The sequence below is a fragment of the Nocardia niigatensis NBRC 100131 genome (assembly GCF_000308655.1).
Taxonomy (GTDB): Bacteria; Actinomycetota; Actinomycetes; order Mycobacteriales; family Mycobacteriaceae; genus Nocardia; species Nocardia niigatensis.
The window spans coordinates 1-18488 of record NZ_BAGC01000114.1; the positions used below are offsets into that span (position 1 = coordinate 1).

An 18488-nucleotide genomic window follows, 5' to 3' on the forward strand; every position below is an offset into this window, starting at 1 on the left:
GGACCCAATGAAACAGCTAACGTATCTGCGTATCAGTGACGATGTGGAGTATGTGCCACGCGATCACCAGGCGAAGCGCGATGGCGGCGCTGCCGGAAAACTGCCGCAGGACAAGATGTTTCAGGAGGTCACCGTGGAATCAGCGCCGCCCGCGGATACGCCCGCAGACGGGAAGTCCCTGCTCGAACGTGCCTTTCTGCAGGCCGTCGAGCAGGTCGACGACACCGACCGAATTCGCACCCGCATCCTCGATGCGGCCGACGAACAGTTCCGGCGGTGGGGTATTCAACGCTCGACGATGGAGGATGTCGCCCGCACCGCGGGGGTCTCCCGCATCACCGTCTACCGCCGCTTCGCCACCAAGGAAGAACTGGTGGAACGCGTCATTCTGCGAGAATTCCGCCGCTACTTCGACACATTCCTCGTCGATATCGCGGCGGCGACGAATGTCGGCGACCGCGTCGTCCTCGGATTCGTCAGCTCCCTCCGCGCGCTGCGTGGCAACCCGCTCATCGGCGCTCTGATCACCGCCGAGCCCGACCACTTCATCAGCTCGCTGGTCGGTGACGGCGGCCGCGCGGTGGCCATGGTCCGCGAATTCGTCGCCCACCAACTCCGCCAGGAACAACGCGCCGGCACCATCTCCCCCGACCTCGAGGTCGAAGTGATCGCCGAGCTGATGGTCCGAATCTGCGCGTCCTTCCTGGCAATCCCGAGCCAGGTGATCGATCTCGACAACGACGAGCAACTCGCCGCGATCGCCCGCCATTTCCTCGTCCCGATGCTCGAGCCGCCGGGACGCTAGTACGGGAGTCGTGTTGTGCCCCGCACATCCAGTCGATGGATGTGCGCAGCCGGATCAGCTTCCGGTGCGAGGATCGATGGTCGCGGATATCTGGTTGACCAATTGCCAGGGGCGGTTGGCGTCGGCCTGGGCCTTGCCGCTGGTGAGGACCGCCCCCGAGAGGTTGCGGGCGCGATCGGACCAGCCGTACTGGGTGGTCAGGCCGCTGCGGCCGAAGTGGGATTGGGTGTCGCGGCCGAATTTCGAACGGCGGGCGCCCAGTTCGTAGCCCGCCACGGAGACGCGTCCCGCCAGGCCGGGCAGCCAGGGGGCGGGACGGACTGCGGCCGCCAGGGTTTCGGTGCGCATGATGCGCACGCCGTCGAGTTCGCCGCCGCGCGTGAGGATTTCATAGAAGCGGGAAAGTTCGGCAGCCGTGGTGACGAGATTGCCGGAGGGCAGTTCGGCGGTGAGGAAGGCGCGGGCCGCGGCCGGGTCGGTCGGGCCGGAGAGGCCGCCGCCGAGGGCTCGGCCCGCCAGATGCCGCCAGATCTTGGAGGGGCCGGGCCCGACCTTGACGCTCGGCACCACCTCGTCGACGTCCTCGGGGCGCACGCCGAAATTGGTCCAGCGGAAGCCGAGTGGGTCCAGGACCTGCTCGCGCAGATGGTCCCGCATGGCCTTGCCGGTGGCCCGCTGGACCAGCAGACGCTGAATCAGGCCGCCGGTCATGGCGTGGTAGACACGGAAGCGGTTGGGCGGCCAGCTGGGAACGAGGTCGGCCAGGCCCTGGACGGCGAGTTCCTCGTCGAGGACGAGGTCGGACCCGCGGTGCGGCGGGGTGATGAACGGGACGCCCGCGGAATGGGCGAGCACGTGACCGATGGTGATGCGTTCCTTGCCGTGCCGGGCGAACTCAGGGATGTAGTCGCGGACCGGATCGGTCAGCGCGAAGGCGCCCTGTTCGATGAGCATGAACATCAGGGCCGCGGATACGCCCTTGGCCGTGGAGAATCCGCAGAACGGCGAGTCCGGAGTGACCGGGCGCTTCTCCGCGTCGGGCGCATCCCTGGGCGCGTTGCCCCAGCCATGGCCGATGGCCCGGTTGAGCACGATGTGGCCGCGATGACGCAGGCACACCTGGATGGCGGGGGTGGTCCCCATGCGATACCAGTCCTGCACGGACCGCCAGATCGACTCGATCGCGCCGGGCGCGAGTCCGGCGTCGGCGGGGTCGGATTCGGGTCCGCGGGTGGTCACCGCGTCGAGATCGGGATCGATCCGCACCAGCGCTGTCATACCTGGGCTCATTCGACCAGCATAGGGAGATCGCGGTTCACAGGAACCTCCCAGCGAGGAGTCAGGCTGTTCACCGTCTGGCGCGACACACTCCCGCGGTGAGCGTGACCACTGCCGAGCTGGCCCCGTCCGAACCGACCGCCCCGCCATCAGAGACATCCTCGGACGGCCTCTCCCCCGCCCGCCGCTGGGAACGCCCGGCGCTGGCGCTGCTGCTCCTCGGCACCGCCGTCGCATATCTGTGGAACATCACGGTCAACGAGATGGGCAACGGCTTCTACGCGGCGGCCGCCTGGTCGGGATCGCAGAACTGGAAGGCGCTGCTGTTCGGCTCGCTGGATCCGGGCAATTTCATCACCGTCGACAAGCCGCCGGTGTCGCAGTGGGTCATGGGTCTGTCCGGGCAGCTGTTCGGATTCAGCAGTGCGAGCATGCTTGCGCCGCAGGCAATCATGGCGGTGGGCGCGGTGGCGCTCATGTACGGCGCGGTCACCCGGGCGACGCTGAGCCGCGGCGCGGGTCTGCTGGCGGGCCTGGTGCTCGCGGTGACACCGGTGGTGGCGTTGATGTTCCGGTTCAACAATCCGGATGCCGTCATGGTGTTGCTCATGGCCGCCGCCGCCTACTGCACGGTGCGCGCGCTGCCCAGGGCGAGCCTGAGGTGGGTCACGCTGGCCGGTGTCGCACTGGGTTTCGCGTTCCTGGCGAAGATGCTCGAGGGCCTCATGGTGCTGCCCGCGCTCGGACTCGCCTATGTCATCGTCGCCCCGACCACGCTGCGCAACCGGCTGTTGCACTCGCTGGCCGCGCTGGGCGCGCTGATCGTCTCCTCCGGCTGGTACGTGCTGCTGACCATCCTCTGGCCCGCCGATTCGCGTCCGTACCTGGCGGGTTCCAAGGACAACACGTTCATGGATCTGGTGCTGGGCTACAACGGTTTCGCCCGCTACCTGGGCAAGAACCACATGGGCGGCAAGAACCCGTTCGAGCTGCCCGAGGGCTACCAGATTCCGAAGGCGCTGGAGCGGGGCGGCCTCGGCAGCGGGTTCGGCAATGGCCCGGACCGCATGTTCACCGGTGAGATCGGGTTCGAGATCTCGTGGCTGCTGCCTGCGGCATTGCTCGCGTTCGTGCTCGTGCTGGTGTCGCGGGGACGCCGCCCGCGCACCGATCTGATCCGCGGCGCGGCACTGGTTTTCGGCCTGTGGCTGGTCATCGATGGCGTGCTGTTCTCGGCGATGAAGTCCGGCATGCACGCCTACTACACGCTCGCCGTCGCTCCGGCGATCGCGGGCTGCTTCGCGATCGGCGTGTACGAGGTGTGGCGCCGGCGGGCCGAGGGCTTCGGCCGGATCGCCGGCGCCGCCTTGATCCTCTCGGCCGGGGTCTGGGGTTTCGTCCTGCTGCAACGCAATTCCGACTGGCAGCCGTGGCTGCGCTGGACGGTGCTGGCGGTCACGGTGATCACGGCGCTGGGGTTGCTCGTGCTGGCATTGCCTCCGACGGCCCGCTGGGATCGGCTGCGCGGCCGCGCGACCACGCCGCTGCTCGTGGTCGGCGTGATTGCCGGCCTGGCGGGTTCCACGGCCTATGCGGCCGCGACGCTGCCGCAGTCGCACACCGGTGGCGGCCCGACCGTCGGCCCGGCTCAACCGAAGAAGGCCGGACCCGCCGATATGTTCCGCAAGCAACTCGAGACGCTGTTCGGCGGTCAGGCCGATCCGGGTCTGGTGACGCTGCTGCAGCAGACGAATACCAAGTGGTCGGCCGCGATCGACCGGTCGTCGCCCGCCTCCGGGCTCGAATTGGCCAGTCGCACCTCGGTCCTCGCCATCGGTGGCTTCACCTCCGAGGACCCGGTCCCGGCGCTGCCCCGGTTCCAGGACATGGTCCGCAACCATGAGATCACCTACTACCTCGTGCCCGAGATCCCTCTCCCCGACACCTGGCGAGTGGATCAGAAGCCCGGTGACACCGGCACCCCGGCGCAGTCGGATCCGCAACACGGCATCTGGCGCCCGGCGGGCAACAAGGAGATCCTCGACTGGGTCACCACCCACTACACGGCTACTCAGCACTTCGGTGACATGGCGGTCTACGACCTGACGGTGCAGCCGCACTGATCTTCTAGGCGGCCGGACCGGTCCAGGCGGTGAGCGCGGTGGAAAGACCGGTCTCGCATGATTCGTTCCTGGCCCACGCAACGTGACCGTCCGGCCGGATGAGGACTGCTGCGGGCGCGGGGATGTCGCCGAGACCGGGTACCGCCTACCGGTCCGCGTCGCAGTGGGCCAGGATTACGTCGACGCGGTCCTCCCGGTCACCGATCTGTATCTGGGTGCCGTTCAGGGTCAGCAGGACCGGGCGCCCGCTGCGGAGCAGTTCGTGGACGCGGGTGCCGCCGGTGGGAAGGGTGAGATCGACGTCGGGGACGCGATAGCCGGACAACGGATGGTCGTCGCCGACCTCGTAGCGGATGTCGAGGGCAAAGAGCATGCCGCCGAGGCGGTTACGGACCTCGTCGATGTCGAAGAGTCCGGCGAGCGTCTCGCGCAGGGCCTCGGGGTCGCCGTAGTATCGGCCGAATTTCGGGCGGATATGGCGTAGCGGGCTGGTAGAGCGGGGTTTTCGTGTTCGGGGTGCGGGGTCGGGTAGTTGGTGCTTGGCTTGGTTGCCGATGAGGGTTGATCGGCGTGTGGGAGGTTGGGGTTCGTGGCGACGCGGGTGTTCGCGGATGAGGAGTTGGAGCGTCTGCGGGGGTTCCCGGAGATCAGCCGCGAGGAGTTGTTCCGGTTTTCACGCTGAACCCGGCTGATTTGGCGTTTGTGGATCCGGGCCGTGGGCGGGGTCCGGCGGATCGGTTGGGGCTGGCGGTCGCGTTGTGCACGCTGGGGTGGCTGGGGTTCGTGCCGGACCGGTTGACCACGGCGCCGCCGGTGGCGGTGGCCCGGCTGGCTGAGCAGCTTCGGGTGGATCCGGTCCAGATCGGCTCGTACGGCAAGCGCGCCAAGACCTGCACCGAGCATGTGCGGCTGGTCGCCCAGTATCTGGGCTGGCGGCCGGCCGGGCCGCTGGAGTCGAAGGAGTTGGACGAGTTCTTGCTGGCGCGGGCGATGGAGCACGATTCCCCGACGCTGCTGTTCCGGCTGGGGTGCGAGTATCTGATCTCGGCTCGGGTGATCCGGCCGGGACCGGTCACGGTGGTGGAACGAGTCGCGCATGCCCGCCACCAGGCCCAGACCGAGACCTACGACCGGCTCGCGCACGAGTTCACACCCGAGCGGTGCTTGGGGCTGGACGCGCTGCTGGTCACCGATCCATCGCTCGGGGTATCGCGGTTGCGGTGGTTGTCGACCGGCCCGGTGGAAGCGTCGGCGCAGGCGGTGAAGGCTGAGGTCGAGAAACTGGGGTTCCTGCTCGGGATGGGCGCGGACCGCCTCGATATGTCGGTGCTGCCCGCCGAGTGGCGCCCACCGCGGCGACCGAGCTGCTGATCGCGGTGGACATGCTGCGCGAGCTGAACGCCACCGGCCGCCGCAAGGTATTCGACGAGGCCCCAGCGGGGTTCGTGCCGGCCAAGTGGCGCGGCTATCTCGAGGAGGCCCGGAAATCGGGCAGCGTCACCGCATTCCGGCACTACTGGGAGCTGTGCGTGCTGCTGGGACTGCGGGACGGCCTGCGCAGCGGGGATGTATACGTGCCCGGCTCGCGCCGCTACGCGGACCCGGCCGCCTACCTGCTCACCCCCGAACAGTGGACGCCGCAGCGGGCCGAGTTCTGCCGCCTGGTCGGCAAACCCGCCGATCCCGGCGAGGGGTTGGCCGCGGTGGTGGACGAGCTGCACGAGGCGGTCGGTGAGCTGGAGGCGGTGCTGTCCGGCGGGGACGGTCCGGTCCATGTGGACGAGGGCGGGGATCTGGTGATCTCGCCGTTGACCGCCGAAGACGTGCCCGCGGAGGCTGTTTCGCTCAAGGCGGAGCTGACCGAGATGCTGCCGTTCGCACCGATCGTGTCGCTGCTGATCGAATTGGACAAACGCACCGGCTACCCGGACTGCTTCAGCCACGCCTCGGGCAAACAAACCCGCACCCCCGGAACTCAAACGTAACCTCATCGCGGTGCTGCTGGCCCACTCGACGAACCTCGGTTTGACCCGGATGGCAGAGGCGTGCGGCATCTCCTACGACATCCTGGCGTGGACGTCGGAATGGTATGTGCGGGAAGAGACCCTGCGTGCGGCGAATCTGGCGATCATCGACTACCACCAGCGGCTGCCACTGACCACAGTGTTCGGTGCGGGCACGCTGTCATCCTCGGACGGGCAGCGGTTCCCGGTGCGCGGCAAGTCGACTACGGCGCGGGAGATGGTGATGCACGGCGGCCGGGTGCTGTCGACCTACACCCATGTCACCGATCAGCACGCCACCTACGGCACGAAGATTATCGTCGCCACGAAACGCGAAGCACACTACGTGCTGGATGAAATCCTCGGCAACGCAACGGATCTGCCGATCACCGAACACGCCACCGACACCCACGGGGTGACCCTGGTCAACTTCGGGCTGTTCGACCTGCTCGGGATGCAGCTCTCACCCCGGATCCGGGACCTGGGCAAGATCACCCTGTACCGGCCCGGACCCCGCCGAGAGACCGAGGCCCGGTTCCCGCATGCCGGACCGCTGATGACGCGGCGGGCCAACCTCGAGCTGATCGCCGAGCACTGGGACGACCTGCTCCGGTTGGCGGGGTCGCTGAAGTTCGGGCACGCCACCGCCTCGCTCCTGGTCGGTAAGCTGTCCGTGTCCGGGCGGCAGAACACCCTGGCCACCGCGCTCAAGGAGTACGGCGCCCTGCGGCGCACCGTCTACGCCGCCCGTTACCTGTCCGATCCGGACTATCGGCGCAAGATCTCCCGCCAGCTCAACAAGGGCGAATCCCTGCACGCGCTGCGGCGGGACCTGCTGTACGCGCACGAGGGCACGATCCGCGCCCGCCAGCTCGACGACCAGACCGAGCAAGCCTGGTGCCTGACCCTGGCCACCAACGCCGTAATCTCTTGGACCACAGAGTATTACGGCTCGCCGTGGACCAGATTCGCCGCGCCGGACGCCGGATCGATGACGATGTGCTCGCCCATATCAGTCCGGCGCACAGCGAGAACATCAACTTCTTCGGCGCCATCGAGGTCGACATCTCGATGCCGAACTCGCCCAGCTCGGCCCCACCGGGTACCGGCCGCTACGTGTGCGTGACACGCTGTTCTGAACCGACCGATGTGGTGGTGGACGGTGCGTCACACCGGCGGACATGTATCGGGCCGTCAGGGAGGGGCAGGACCGGTCGCCGGGCAGAACATCACCGACATTCTCGCGCTACCGGGTGGGCGGCGACTGCTGGGAGCAGGTCCGTAGGACCGTTCTGGCTGCGGCGACCGGACTCTGCCCCGCCGACCCGAGCCTGGCCGGTTGCTCGGTGGCGGGCCGAAACCGGGTTACCGCTCGTAGTGTCTCGACGGATGTGTTCTCGGGCTTTTCAGTCGGTGGCTGATGGGGTCAGGCCGTGGTGGATGAGGGTGAGGGCGTGGTCGGCGACGTGGCGGGGGTCGGCGCCGTGTTCGACGGCGGTCATGGCGGCTTGGACGAGGCCGCCGACGAGTTGGCTGGTCAGCTCGGGTGCGGCGTCGGATCCGGCGAGAGTGAGGGCGGCCTGGAGGGGGATGTTGTGCCGGTGGTGGAGTTCGTGGACGCGGTCGAGGCATTCGCGGGGCAGGTCGGCTTGCATCAGTGCTTTCGCGGGACGGTGCGTGCCCTGGGCGGCGAGGCGGAGTTCGGTGCGGACGAAGGCGTCGATCCGGGCGGCGGGTTCGTGGACATCGGCGAGGGCCTGGGTGATCGCGGCGTCGGCGGCGGTGAACGACTCTTCGACGATGGCCGCGAGCAGGGCGGCCGAGGAGGGGAAGTACTGGTAGAAGCTGGAGCGGGCGAGCCCGGCGCGGGCGCCGACCGCAGCGGGGGTGACTGCGGCGGCGCCCTGCTCGACCAGGATGCCGACAGCGGCCTGGACCAGCGCGGAGCGTTGCTGGGCACGGTGCTCGGCGACGGTGGCGGCGTTGATCTTCGGCATAGGGTCGGGACTGCCTTCTCGAGAGCGTGGTCAGGTCACAGGCGGCCGTCCCGCAGGGGCAGGACGCGGTCGGCCGCGTCCAGTATCTCGTGGTCGTGTGGGTGACCATGACGGTGGCGGTGCTGTGCTGGCGGGTCTGTTCGGCGATCAGCTCGACGATGTCGCGGGCGCGGGCACGAGGACCGCGATCATCGCGACCACGGCACCGATGAGAGCGAAGCGCCCGCGGGCGAACCGCAGGTCACGAAGAGCGAGGAACACTGGAGGCCTTCCGCGTCAGGCGCCGACGGAGACAACGGTCTCGTATGTTTCCACGGCACCGTCCATCCCCTTGGAGGACGGCCCGTGGGCGGCATGGAAGGCGGCCGACCGCATCCAGGCCGTGAACGCGTCACGCGAAGTGAAGTCCATGACCGCCACGTACACCCCGCCATCGTGCTGCGGGCGCAGCAGGCGCGACCCCACCAGCCCCTCCACACCGGGCAGGGTTTCGCGCATGCTCGCCGCGAAGAGTTCCTCGAAGGCCGCCGCACCGGCAGCGGGGACCGGAATCCGGTTCATGACCGTGTACATAGGAAAACCACCTGTTTCAAGGGAGGAGGAAAGCACCGACGGTTTTGCCGACGCAGGTGTCAGTATCTTAGCATGAGTTATCGACACAACTGTCGGGAAGATTGGAGGCGGCCCTCTGTCACACCGTCGTCCGACGCCACGAGCGACGGCAAACCAGGGCCTACTCGGCGAACATCGACTCCGAGTCCTGCGAACCGCGAGGCTCCTGACGAAGCGGGCGCCGCTACACCGACCACTGCTGCCGCACAGCTACTCCGGCCGGATGTGCTCCTCGACCACGCCAGGAGGTGGGCCGATGGCGGCGACCGTGACCCGGATCCACACCGCCGCGCCCCGCACTCTGCGCGGATCGGCCGAGGCGTTTCTGGACACCCTCGGGCCCGGCAACACCCGCCGCGCCTACGGCATCGCGGTCGTCAAGACCGTCGACCACCTCGACAGCCGCGATCCGGACGGACTGCCCGGCCCCAGCCGGGCCCTGGACTCGGTCTCCGACTCCGAGATCGGCGCGGCCCTGGAATCTCTCTGGGGCACAGCGGCGGTCAATACCTGGAACGCGCGCCGAGCAGCGGTAGCGAAATGGCTGTCCTGGTGCCGCGAGCAAGGCTGGGACGCCCCGGCGGTACCGGTGTCGGCCGCGCGCTCGACCCCGCCGGATTCCGAGACACCGGTGCGGTCGCGGACCGCGATCGACCGGCTCATCTCCCGCCGCGAGATCCATCTGCGGGAGAAGACACTGTGGAGGATGCTGTACGAAACCTGCGCTCGCGCAGAGGAACTGCTTCAGCTCAACATCGAAGACCTCGACCTGGCGGCCGGTGCGCCCGGGTGAAGTCCAAGGGCGCCAAACCCCGCACCCGTCGTCGTGGTGCCGCCCACCACGAACACGTCCTGGAAACCGTGTACTGGGACGCCGGCACCGCGAGGCTCCTGCCCCGGCTGATCCGCGGCCGCACCTGCGGGCCGGTGTTGCTCACCCACCGCCGCCCCGGGCCGGGGAAGTACCTCGCCGACCGCGATCTGTGCCCCGACACCAGACTCGCGCGGCTGTCCTACGACCAAGCCCGCGACCTGCTCGACGCCGCCACCGCCACCGACGGGCCAGGCACTGGCTGGGACCTGCACGAACTCCGCCACTCCGGCCTCACACACCTCGGCGAATCCGGCGCCAGCCTGCTCGAACTCATGGCCAAATCGCGGCACCGCAAAGCCGAGAACCTACGCCGCTACTTCAAACCCTCACCCCAGGCGATGCGCGAACTGACCAGCCTCATCGGCCCCGGTACTTCCCGCACCCACTGACCAGCAACTACGCCATATCCGCCCGAAATTCGGCCGATACTACGGCGACCCCGCCTCGGTGTGCGGGCCGGGGCGCATCAGCGTGGTCTGGGCGCGGGTGTTCTGTAGCACCCGCGCGGCGACGGGACGGCGTTCGGATTCGTAGGTGTCGAGCAATGTCTCGGGCGCGTGGCCGTGCATGACGGCGGCCAGCTTCCAGCCCAGATTGGCCGCATCCTGCACGCCGGTGTTCAATCCCTGGCCGCCCGCGGGGAAATGAATATGCGCGGCATCGCCCGCCAGCAGCACGCGGTTCGACCGGTAGCGGGCGGCCAGCCGGGCGGCGTCGCTGAACTGGGATACCCACCGGGGGCTGTGCATCCCGTAGTCGGTGCCGGCCACCTCGCGGAACGATGCCCGGAACTCCTCGAAGGATGGCCCGGCCGCGGGGCCGATCGCTCGGTCGTGCCGGTTGACCATGAGGCGGAACCAGCCGGGCCGCAAGGAAAATACCGAGAAGTCACCCGGGCCGCGGCGCTCGGTGAGGATCCAGCCGGGCGGCGGGTCGGCCAGTTCGGCGTCGGCGATCATGCCGACCATGGTCGCGTCGGTCCCCGTGAACTCGATCCCGGCCAGTTTGCGAACCGTGCTGCGACCGCCGTCGCAGCCGACGAGATACCCGGCCCGGATCCGGCGGCCGTGCGGCCCTGCGACCTGGACCTCGACACCGCCCGAATCCTGGTGCACGCCGATCACCGGGAGTCCCACCACACGGGTGCACCCAATTCGGTTGCGTACCGGTCCAGTTGGTTCTCGAGGTCGGCCTGGGTGATGACCAGTCCGGTCGGGTAGCGGGTGGCGAGGTCGCCGAACGTGATGGGCAGTCCGGCGAAATGCCCCGGAACCCGGCCCTCGAAGACGTACCCGTGCGGTAGGAGACGCTCGACCAGTCCGCGCTGATCGAGGATCTCCAGGGTCCTGGCGTTGATGCCGCCCGCCGATTCACCGCCGGACTCACCGCTGTCCTCGCGGGAACGGTCCGCGAGGACACCCGGTAGGTCGCGTTCGCCCCGATCAGGGGGTGACGATCGGGAATGTCGGCTCGAAATCGTCCTGGAGCGCGGCGAGTTCACCGAGCGCGGTGACATCGCCGTCGAGCATGACGGCGCCGCTGCCCGCGAGCTTCCCGGCGCTCGCCGGGTTCAACAGGACTCCGACGAGCGCCGCTGTCGGCCCGGACACCTTCAGGCGCACGTCGGTGGCCATCCCCTGACGGGCATTGAGCACGCCGCGCCGGACCCACATCGCCTACTGCTGCGCGGCATCGTTCATGGTGATGTCGGCCCGCAGCCGATGATGATCGAGATCTTCCGGATCGAAAACGGCCGGATCGCAGAGAATTGGGCGCTCGGCCAGGGGTTGCCATACAGTGCGGAAACCCTGTGAAGATCCCTGACCGGTTGCCGCCGCCCTCAGCTCTGGGCGTCACCGACACTGAGATCGACTCGGCACGTTCATCTTCAAGGGCTCGTGCTGGCCGGTTCGGTCAGCACGAGTGGCACGAGAGGACGTTACTCAGGCGTATCCGATGCGGGCCGTGGTTCTCCTGACCGCGCCGGTGAGGATCAAGGGGGCTGGGTCGCGCTTACGTCGTCGGTAGGCGACGCCGGCCGGCGACCGACCATGCGCGGCTGACCTTGGTATCAATCGTTTCCAGCAGATCGATGCCGCTGAGGGTTGCACCGTCGGGCATAGTCACATGCCAGACGAGCGAGACTCGGCTGGTGCCGTCAGGCTCTACCGTGCCGGTGGTGGGTGCCGCCACTTCGAAGCGGACGCCGGGCCGATCAGCGTGGAACTTTCGCAAGTAGTCGGCGAACTCGGCGGGAGTATGCACGGCATCGCCAGGATGGCCGTCGGCTTCGATCGCGTTGCCGAAGAACACACGGAAGTCCTTGGCACACAGCTGGTCAGCGATATCGAACGAACCGTTCCACAATTGCGTCCAAGCGGCGGCGAGCTGTTCAGCAGTGGTGATAGTGGAAAGCACTTGCGCTCCTTGTCGATTCGGGCCGCCATTTCGGCGAACTCTCAGTCGACAACCAGCTTTCAGCTCAACCGCGACAACGGTATGTCCGTGATCGAGGACACATCGATGAGTGTGCCGTCACCTCTCGGAATCAGCGACAGATCGATGTCACGCTCCGGGGTCGCCTCGTCGAGCACGTACGCCTGACGCACCCGGTCAAGGCGGAAACCGCGGACACCGTTGCGTAGTCGGCACCAGCCGTACAGGTACCAGGATCGACCGGCCAGCAGCGCCACCGGCTCCACTGTCCTCTCCGTAACTGCGCCATCGCGGTCGATGTAGTCCAACCGTATGACCCGCCGCTGCACCAATGCCTGCAACACCTGAGGAGGTGCGCCCGGGGTGTCCTGGGGAATCAATCGGATACGGTCGACCACAGCGGCTGCCGTGGCTCGGTCCCCCTCGGTCAGCACGGCCAGCACTTTATGAACCGCGCTGCGCGCCGCCACCGCGAACGGGCCACCAGCCAGCTGCGGCAACGCCACGAGCAGTGCGGCTGCCTCTGTCGCGGTCAGTGTCACCGGAGCCAGCGTCCGTCCCCGCTCGAGCGCGTATCCGCCTGTAGGCCCAGGGACGGCCACAATCGGCAGACCGGCCTGCTGCAAGGCTGCGATGTCCCGCACGATGGTGCGCGGGGTTACCTCGAACCGGGCTGCCAGCTGGCGCGCCGATCGTGGCCGGGGGCTATAGGCCCGTAACTCCTCGGCCAACGCGTACAGCCGCTCGGTCTTCGTCACGCAGTGCATTGTCCATCGAACCGGAGAATCTCGATGACGCGTAACAGGTTGCTTAGAACTCCGGTGGGCTCCAGACTGCAAGCCGAGCTATCGGCGGGAATGTGGAGTCCGGACAGCTTCGGAACGGGCGCGCGGCTACTTCTGCCGCCGAGCAGCAGGGTCGGTGCGGGCCTGCCAGGCAATCAATGCCTCGGCTGACGGGCGGGCGTATTGGCCAGCGAGCCCACCGAGGTGTGTCCGCTCATGCGCATCAGCGCCGGGGTGGACGCTCCGTCCTCGCCGTCAACGCCGACAGCCCACTGCGCTCGGGAGCGACGCTCGCACTCCTCAGGCTGGGCGATGATGACGACGCTGATCACCGGCAAACCGACCGCCGAGCACTCCCTGCGACTACTGATCCTCACCGGACTGCACGTAGTGCTGTTGGGAATCCTCGGCCTCACCCAGATCGGTCCCGACACCAGCAATACCCTGGTCGTGGCAACGCTGTTCGTGATCTGCCGGGGAGGGCGGACCCAAGACATGAGACCGATGGGTATGCGAACATATGTTCGTGTCCGGATCGACCATGAGTCTGAGCGAGCGCCCCGAACGGGCCGCGATTCTGCACGCCGACCTGGACTCCTTCTATGCCTCGGTGGAGCAGCGCGATAGTCCGCGCCTGCGTGGCCGGCCGGTACTGGTCGGCGGCGGCGTCGTGCTGGCCGCCAGCTACGAGGCGAAGGCGTTCGGGGTGCGGACACCCATGAATGTGCGTCGGGCACTGAGCCTGTGCCCCCATGCCATCGTGGTGCCGCCGCGCATGTCGGCGTATTCGGAGGCCAGCAAGGCGGTCTTCGAGATCTTCCGCGACACCACGCCCGAGGTGGAGGGCATCTCCATCGACGAGGCGTTCCTGGACGTCGCCGGACTGTGGCGGATCGCCGGCACCCCGGTCGAGATCGCTCGCGGACTGCGGGCACGGGTCCGGGCGGAGGTCGGGCTGCCCATCTCGGTCGGGGTGGCGCGCACGAAGTTCCTGGCCAAAGTGGCCAGTGCGGTCTCCAAACCCGATGGGCTACTGGAGGTTCCACCGGACAAGGAACTGGAATTCCTGCACCCGCTGCCGGTGGAACGGCTCTGGGGCGTCGGCGAGGTGACAGCGCGGGAACTACGCGAACGTGGCATCACCAAGGTCGGGCAGTTGGCCGACCTTGGTGAGGGACCGCTCGCGGCGGTACTCGGCCCGGCCACCGGCCGCCATCTGCACGCCCTGTCATGGGCGCGAGACCCGCGCCGGGTGGACACCGGCCGGCGTCGGCGCTCGATCGGCGCGCAACGGGCGCTGGGCCGCCGCCACCGCAGCGACGAGGAACTCGAGGCCTACCTGCACGGCCTGGCCGACCGGCTCGGGCACCGGTTGCGCAAGGCCCGGCGGGTGTGCCGAACGGTGATGCTGCGCATGCGTTTCGACGATTTCACCCACGCCACCCGCTCGCACACGCTGGCCGAGGCGACCGACAGCGGCGAGGCCGTCCTGCGGGCCGCGCGCTCGCTGCTCGCCGCGACCATGCCGCTGATCCGGGAGCGCGGCGGTCTCACCCTCATCGGCCTGTCCCTCACCAATCTCGACAATGCCGACACCATGCAGCTGTCGCTGCCGTTCGAACCGCGCGCGGATTCCACCCTCGATTCGACACTGGACGCGCTGCGGGATCGCTTCGGCGCCGGCACTGTGACGCGGGCAGCCCTGCTACGGAGGGGCGAAGGGCTGTCGGTGCCAATCCTTCCCGACTGATCGGTCCTCTTCGGCGGCGCGGGTAGCCTGTGACGCATGGCTCTCGACCACGGCGACCCGGGCGACGCGCCCTCGACTCCCCCGCCGCTGACCCCCATCGCGATCACCACCCGGCCGTCCGCGGCGGACGAGGCCAGAACCGTTGCCGCGGCGACGAATACGGCCACCTTGGCGACCCTGTCGTCCGACGGCGGACCCTGGGCCAGTTTCGTCACATACGGATTGCTTGCGGGACAACCGGTTCTGTGCGTGTCCCGGATGGCCGAGCACGGCCGGAACCTGGCCGCCGACCCACGGGCGAGCCTGTCGATCGTCACCCCGGAGCTGCCCGAGGATCCGCTGGCCGGAACCCGATTGACCCTCGCCGGTATCGCGGAACGCCCACAGGGCGAGGAGGCGGTAGCCGCCCGCGAAGCGCACCTGGCCGCGGTCCCGGCCGCCGAGACCTACATCGACTTCAGCGATTTCACCGTGTGGGTGCTGCGGGTGCAGCGGGCCCGGTGGGTCGGCGGATACGGCCGCATGGATTCGGCCACCGCCGACGAATACGTGGCCGCCCAGGCGGATCCGATCATTCCCGCCGCGGCGCGCGCCATCACCCACCTCAATGACGATCACGCGGATTCGTTGCTGGACATGGCCCACGCCCGCGGTGGATATCCCGACGCGACCGCCGCGGTCTGTGAGCGTGCCGACCGCTACGGCCTCGATCTGCGCGTCACCACGCCGCGCGGTATCGCGGTCACCCGCATCGGCTATCTCACGCCGATCGACAACATCGCCGACTTGCGCGCGGCCACCGTCGATTTGGCACGGGCCTCGCGACCGGAGTGACGAGCGGCCGCAGTGCGCGTCAGTGCGCGGTCTGGGATGCGGCTGCGGTCTCATCCAGGTCGTAGAGCGAAAGCAGGTGACAGGGCGGGGAATCCCGGATAATGCTGGACCGAACATCGAGACGGCCGGTGACATGGAGCAGTTCGCCCGACGCCAGCGACCGCCATCCGGGGTCGCTGTCCATACGCTCACTGGCGATGACCACGGCCGGATAACCGGCGAGCGCCACACTCTTGGTCCGAATACCGGTCGCGGCGGCGTGGTCGAGATGCCGATCGCCCTGTGCGCCACCGGCGGCGCGTTCGAGCACGAACAGGTCGTGGGTTTCGGGATAACGCAGCGCCCACAGCTCGGTCGCGGTGGTGAGGACCAGATTGAGTGCGTAGAGCGGCAGCCGGTCCGCGATCCAGCCGACCGCGTCGGCAATGCCCGCGGTGACGTCGCCCCGATGGTGATCGGTCCGGGCCGTGATCAGGGCGAAGAAGCGCTCTGAGTCGGTGTCGCCGTGGACGAGTCGGCGATACTCGCCGAGTTCCCGATCGAGCTCGTCGAGCCCCTGTATCACCCCGTTGTGCGCGAACAGGCGACCGCGCTGGTCGAACGGATGGGTATCGCGCGGGTTCAGCCCACCGGTCGAGGCGAAGCGGACATGCGCGACGAATGTGCCGGATTCGCGTTCACGGGCTTCCTGGGCGAACAGCCGGTCCTCGTAGGCCGCGATCGGCTGCTTCTCCACCAGCGGCGCACCCTCGGCGGTGAACGTGCCCAGGCCGACCCCGTCGGGTTCGCGGTGACTTTGCCGGGACAGGCTGTCGGGTGCCTCCAGCAACCAGAAGGTGGCGCGCACCCGCTGTGGTGCGGCGGAAAGTCCGAACAGACGGCACATGGTGACTCCTCCTGCGAGAGGCGAAGACGCGCGGACTGCACGACAGCACGGCCATACTGAGGGATGATTGGGCCATGTCGGACACGCCGTCGGTGCTCAAGCATCATCGTATGCCCGAGCATGACGCCATGCGCCTCTCGGGCACGGTCGAAGCCATGATGTGGACCCACCGCAATTGCATCGAGGGCGACGGCGACAGCGAGCAGTCCTGTGGTCGCCGGCAGCAACTGATCGAACTGCGCATCCGGAACGGGTGGACCTGGCCGATGCCCAAACCGGATGCGGCGTGGCGGTTGCAGCACTGACCCGATCGGCGTTCAGAGCGGAATACCCACGGCGGCAACATAGTTGGTGCGGTCCATGACCGATGTTGCGCGTCAGCGACTGAACGAAGAAGTGATCGAGGAATTCCGCGCCGGGGGCGGACGGGTCGGCGGGCAGTTCGCCGGAACCGATCTCCTGTTGCTGACCACCACGGGGGCCCGAACCGGGCAGAACCGCACCTGGCCGCTGGCCTATCAGCGCGACGGTGATCGCCTGGCGGTCTTCGCCGCCAATGGCGGCCGGCCGCACCGGCCGGGCTGGTTTCACAACCTGACGGCAAACCCCTCCGGGACGGTCGAGGTGGGCACCGAATCCTGGCCGGTGACCGCGGTGATCGCGAGCGGGGACGAGCGGGCGCGGCTGTGGGACCGGCAGCTCGAGAGAACGCCCTTCTTGGCCGATTTCCAAGCGAAGGTGGGGTGGGAGATTCCGGTCGTGATACTGACTCGCACGGTCACCGCAGTGTGACCATGTCGCGTTCACCCCGATCTCGGTAAGGCCCATGACACGATTCCCACCGCCGCTCGCGCGGCCCGCGAGCAGGGTTGGCGGGACGTTAGCGGAGGCCTCGGAAGGTCCTGCGGAGGTCGTCGGTCCATTCGTCCGGGACCTCCCAGGGGATGAAGTGGCCGCCGTGATCGTGGGCGGTCACCTTCACGAGGTGGTACCACTGGCCGCGTTCGCTGTCCCGGAACTGTTGCGCCCGTTGTGCGGTGGTGACGCCGGGCGGGTTCTCATGGGCGACGAAGGTGAGGCCGGTCGGCGCCTCGATCACGGGCCAGCGGTCGTGGGACGGGGTCCACGGGTAGCGATTGTGGTTGGCGTATAGGCGCATCGAGCTGCCGATGCAGTTGGTGGCCCAGTAGATGGTCGCGTGGGTCAGCACCTCGTCCTTGCTGAACACGGATTCGAAGTCGCCGCCGCGATGGTCGCTCCAGTGCATCCAGCGCTCCAGGATCCAGGCCAGCATGCCGGCGGGGGAATCCGACAGGCCGTGCGCCAGGGTGGCGGGGGCGAGCATCTGGGCGGTCAGGTGGACGGCGAATCGCTTCTCCAGCTCGATGATTCGCGCGTGCACGTCGTCCGGCAGCCCCTCGGGAATCGGGCGGCCGCCGGTGATGTCCCAGGCGCGATCACCATTGAACAGGTCCAGGCGCTGACCGGAACCGATGTGGATGCCGTAGAGGGCATCGGCGTACTTGTGGCCGAGCTGGCCGGTCACCAGGGCGCCGACATCGCATCCGGCGGCGGCGTAGCGCTCGTGGCCCAGCACCTCGGTCATGAGGGTGTGCCAGAGGTCGGCGATCTTCCAGAAGTTCAGGTCCGGGCGGGCCGAGACCGGGGTCGAGAAGCCGAATCCCGGTAGCGAGGGGACGATGACGTCGAACGCGTCGGCGGGATCGCCGCCGTGCGCCGCCGGATCGGCGAGCGGGTCGATCACCTTGGACCAGTGCCAGAAGGTCCAGGGCCAGCCGTGGGTGAGGATCAGCGGAGTCGGGTTGTCGCCGACGCCGGGTCTGCGCAGGAAGTGGACGGGGACGCCGTCCACCTCGACTCGGTACTGCTCATAGGCATTCATGGCCTTTTCCTGTGCGCGCCAATCAAAGTCGGTGCGCCAGTGGTCGACCAGTTCGCGCAGGTAGGCGGTGGGCACACCGTAGCGGCCATCGGCATTGCCGTCGTCGTCGAACCAGCGCGTCCGGGCCAGGCGCTGACGGAGGTCGTCGAGGACGTTGTCGGACACGTGAATCGGGGTCTGCTGCAACGGGAGCACATGTTCA

At 68.2% G+C, this 18488-nt stretch carries 19 protein-coding genes and 2 pseudogenes; 9 read left to right on the top strand and 12 right to left on the bottom strand.

Annotation, left to right across the window (positions count from 1 at the left end):
- The coding region (locus ON33_RS36495; protein ID WP_306307534.1) for a TetR/AcrR family transcriptional regulator at nucleotides 1-805 on the top strand (805 nt) is incomplete at its 5' end.
- Nucleotides 806-859: 54 nt separating this feature from the next.
- On the opposite strand, the gene ON33_RS36500 is transcribed toward ON33_RS36495, so the two are convergent.
- Nucleotides 860-2095 (bottom strand): serine hydrolase, encoded by a 1236-nt coding sequence (locus ON33_RS36500; protein WP_040863759.1) that lies wholly within the window; start codon nucleotides 2093-2095, stop codon nucleotides 860-862.
- 86 nt (nucleotides 2096-2181) lie between these two features.
- On the opposite strand from ON33_RS36500, the gene ON33_RS36505 reads away from it, so the two are divergent.
- Entirely contained in the window at nucleotides 2182-4206 is a 2025-nt protein-coding gene (locus ON33_RS36505) for a glycosyltransferase family 39 protein (RefSeq protein WP_040863760.1), read from the top strand.
- Nucleotides 4207-4210: 4 nt separating this feature from the next.
- Here ON33_RS36505 and ON33_RS44615 read toward each other — a convergent pair.
- A pseudogene (locus tag ON33_RS44615) lies at nucleotides 4211-4579 on the bottom strand (aromatic-ring hydroxylase C-terminal domain-containing protein).
- A 216-nt stretch (nucleotides 4580-4795) separates the two neighbouring features.
- On the opposite strand from ON33_RS44615, the pseudogene ON33_RS44305 reads away from it, so the two are divergent.
- Nucleotides 4796-7348, top strand: a pseudogene (locus ON33_RS44305) (Tn3 family transposase).
- A 267-nt stretch (nucleotides 7349-7615) separates the two neighbouring features.
- On the opposite strand, the gene ON33_RS36520 reads toward ON33_RS44305, so the two are convergent.
- A complete protein-coding gene (locus ON33_RS36520; RefSeq protein WP_040863762.1) occupies nucleotides 7616-8206 on the bottom strand; it encodes a TetR/AcrR family transcriptional regulator in 591 nt (196 codons plus the stop codon).
- A 276-nt stretch (nucleotides 8207-8482) separates the two neighbouring features.
- Nucleotides 8483-8779 (bottom strand): antibiotic biosynthesis monooxygenase family protein, encoded by a 297-nt coding sequence (locus ON33_RS36525; protein ID WP_040863763.1) that lies wholly within the window; start codon nucleotides 8777-8779, stop codon nucleotides 8483-8485.
- Between the two features lie 295 nt (nucleotides 8780-9074).
- On the opposite strand from ON33_RS36525, the gene ON33_RS43830 reads away from it, so the two are divergent.
- Both ON33_RS43830 and ON33_RS43835 read left to right on the top strand, forming a co-directional pair.
- A complete protein-coding gene (locus tag ON33_RS43830) occupies nucleotides 9075-9611 on the top strand; it encodes a site-specific integrase (RefSeq protein WP_245551178.1) in 537 nt (178 codons plus the stop codon).
- Nucleotides 9608-10081 (top strand): site-specific integrase, encoded by a 474-nt coding sequence (locus ON33_RS43835; protein WP_245551180.1) that lies wholly within the window; start codon nucleotides 9608-9610, stop codon nucleotides 10079-10081. Before ON33_RS43830 ends, ON33_RS43835 begins: the two co-directional genes overlap by 4 nt.
- A gap of 39 nt (nucleotides 10082-10120) precedes the next feature.
- On the opposite strand, the gene ON33_RS36535 is transcribed toward ON33_RS43835, so the two are convergent.
- The 6 genes from ON33_RS36535 to ON33_RS43840 form a co-directional block, all read right to left on the bottom strand.
- Nucleotides 10121-10831 (bottom strand): FAD-dependent monooxygenase, encoded by a 711-nt coding sequence (locus tag ON33_RS36535; RefSeq protein ID WP_051153421.1) that lies wholly within the window; start codon nucleotides 10829-10831, stop codon nucleotides 10121-10123.
- Nucleotides 10813-11208, bottom strand: coding sequence for an FAD-dependent monooxygenase (locus tag ON33_RS44215; RefSeq protein WP_281033277.1), 396 nt, complete (start codon nucleotides 11206-11208; stop codon nucleotides 10813-10815). The genes ON33_RS36535 and ON33_RS44215 overlap by 19 nt, the downstream gene beginning before the upstream one ends.
- Entirely contained in the window at nucleotides 11135-11365 is a 231-nt protein-coding gene (locus ON33_RS36540) for an alkyl sulfatase C-terminal domain-containing protein (protein ID WP_051153423.1), read from the bottom strand. Before ON33_RS36540 ends, ON33_RS44215 begins: the two co-directional genes overlap by 74 nt.
- A 340-nt stretch (nucleotides 11366-11705) precedes the next feature.
- Nucleotides 11706-12110: a nuclear transport factor 2 family protein gene (locus tag ON33_RS36545; protein ID WP_040863764.1), complete on the bottom strand. Its 405-nt coding sequence runs from the start codon at nucleotides 12108-12110 to the stop codon at nucleotides 11706-11708.
- A 59-nt stretch (nucleotides 12111-12169) separates the two neighbouring features.
- The gene (locus ON33_RS36550) at nucleotides 12170-12886 is read right to left on the bottom strand and encodes a helix-turn-helix transcriptional regulator (RefSeq protein ID WP_083869613.1); all 717 of its coding nucleotides are present in this window, start codon (nucleotides 12884-12886) and stop codon (nucleotides 12170-12172) included.
- Between the two features lie 182 nt (nucleotides 12887-13068).
- A complete protein-coding gene (locus tag ON33_RS43840) occupies nucleotides 13069-13290 on the bottom strand; it encodes a hypothetical protein (RefSeq protein ID WP_245551182.1) in 222 nt (73 codons plus the stop codon).
- A 143-nt stretch (nucleotides 13291-13433) separates the two neighbouring features.
- Between ON33_RS43840 and dinB the strand changes: the two genes are divergently transcribed.
- The gene (gene dinB, locus ON33_RS36560; protein ID WP_040863766.1) at nucleotides 13434-14663 is read left to right on the top strand and encodes a DNA polymerase IV; all 1230 of its coding nucleotides are present in this window, start codon (nucleotides 13434-13436) and stop codon (nucleotides 14661-14663) included.
- A 36-nt stretch (nucleotides 14664-14699) separates the two neighbouring features.
- The gene (locus tag ON33_RS36565) at nucleotides 14700-15497 is read left to right on the top strand and encodes a HugZ family pyridoxamine 5'-phosphate oxidase (protein ID WP_040863767.1); all 798 of its coding nucleotides are present in this window, start codon (nucleotides 14700-14702) and stop codon (nucleotides 15495-15497) included.
- Nucleotides 15498-15516: 19 nt separating this feature from the next.
- Here the strand turns inward: ON33_RS36565 and ON33_RS36570 are convergent, their stop codons facing one another.
- Nucleotides 15517-16383: a class II glutamine amidotransferase gene (locus tag ON33_RS36570; RefSeq protein WP_040863768.1), complete on the bottom strand. Its 867-nt coding sequence runs from the start codon at nucleotides 16381-16383 to the stop codon at nucleotides 15517-15519.
- A 74-nt stretch (nucleotides 16384-16457) separates the two neighbouring features.
- Between ON33_RS36570 and ON33_RS36575 the strand changes: the two genes are divergently transcribed.
- Together ON33_RS36575 and ON33_RS36580 are read left to right on the top strand one after the other, a co-directional pair.
- Nucleotides 16458-16688, top strand: a complete 231-nt coding sequence (locus ON33_RS36575; RefSeq protein ID WP_040863769.1) for a hypothetical protein — start codon at nucleotides 16458-16460, stop codon at nucleotides 16686-16688.
- 55 nt (nucleotides 16689-16743) lie between these two features.
- The gene (locus ON33_RS36580) at nucleotides 16744-17175 is read left to right on the top strand and encodes a nitroreductase/quinone reductase family protein (RefSeq protein ID WP_040863932.1); all 432 of its coding nucleotides are present in this window, start codon (nucleotides 16744-16746) and stop codon (nucleotides 17173-17175) included.
- An 88-nt stretch (nucleotides 17176-17263) separates the two neighbouring features.
- Here ON33_RS36580 and ON33_RS36585 read toward each other — a convergent pair whose 3' ends face one another.
- A complete protein-coding gene (locus ON33_RS36585; RefSeq protein ID WP_245551184.1) occupies nucleotides 17264-18481 on the bottom strand; it encodes an epoxide hydrolase family protein in 1218 nt (405 codons plus the stop codon).
- Nucleotides 18482-18488 lie beyond the last annotated feature (7 nt).

Coding starts and splice junctions, on each gene's coding strand:
- ON33_RS36500 (WP_040863759.1), bottom strand. CDS start 2,095: ATGAGCCCAGGTATGACAGCGCTGGTGCGGATCGATCCCGATCTCGAC.
- ON33_RS36520 (WP_040863762.1), bottom strand. CDS start 8,206: ATGCCGAAGATCAACGCCGCCACCGTCGCCGAGCACCGTGCCCAGCAA.
- ON33_RS36525 (WP_040863763.1), bottom strand. CDS start 8,779: ATGTACACGGTCATGAACCGGATTCCGGTCCCCGCTGCCGGTGCGGCG.
- ON33_RS43830 (WP_245551178.1), top strand. CDS start 9,075: ATGGCGGCGACCGTGACCCGGATCCACACCGCCGCGCCCCGCACTCTG.
- ON33_RS44215 (WP_281033277.1), bottom strand. CDS start 11,208: ATGTCACCGCGCTCGGTGAACTCGCCGCGCTCCAGGACGATTTCGAGC.
- ON33_RS36540 (WP_051153423.1), bottom strand. CDS start 11,365: ATGTGGGTCCGGCGCGGCGTGCTCAATGCCCGTCAGGGGATGGCCACC.
- dinB (WP_040863766.1), top strand. CDS start 13,434: ATGTTCGTGTCCGGATCGACCATGAGTCTGAGCGAGCGCCCCGAACGG.
- ON33_RS36565 (WP_040863767.1), top strand. CDS start 14,700: ATGGCTCTCGACCACGGCGACCCGGGCGACGCGCCCTCGACTCCCCCG.
- ON33_RS36570 (WP_040863768.1), bottom strand. CDS start 16,383: ATGTGCCGTCTGTTCGGACTTTCCGCCGCACCACAGCGGGTGCGCGCC.
- ON33_RS36575 (WP_040863769.1), top strand. CDS start 16,458: ATGTCGGACACGCCGTCGGTGCTCAAGCATCATCGTATGCCCGAGCAT.
- ON33_RS36580 (WP_040863932.1), top strand. CDS start 16,744: ATGACCGATGTTGCGCGTCAGCGACTGAACGAAGAAGTGATCGAGGAA.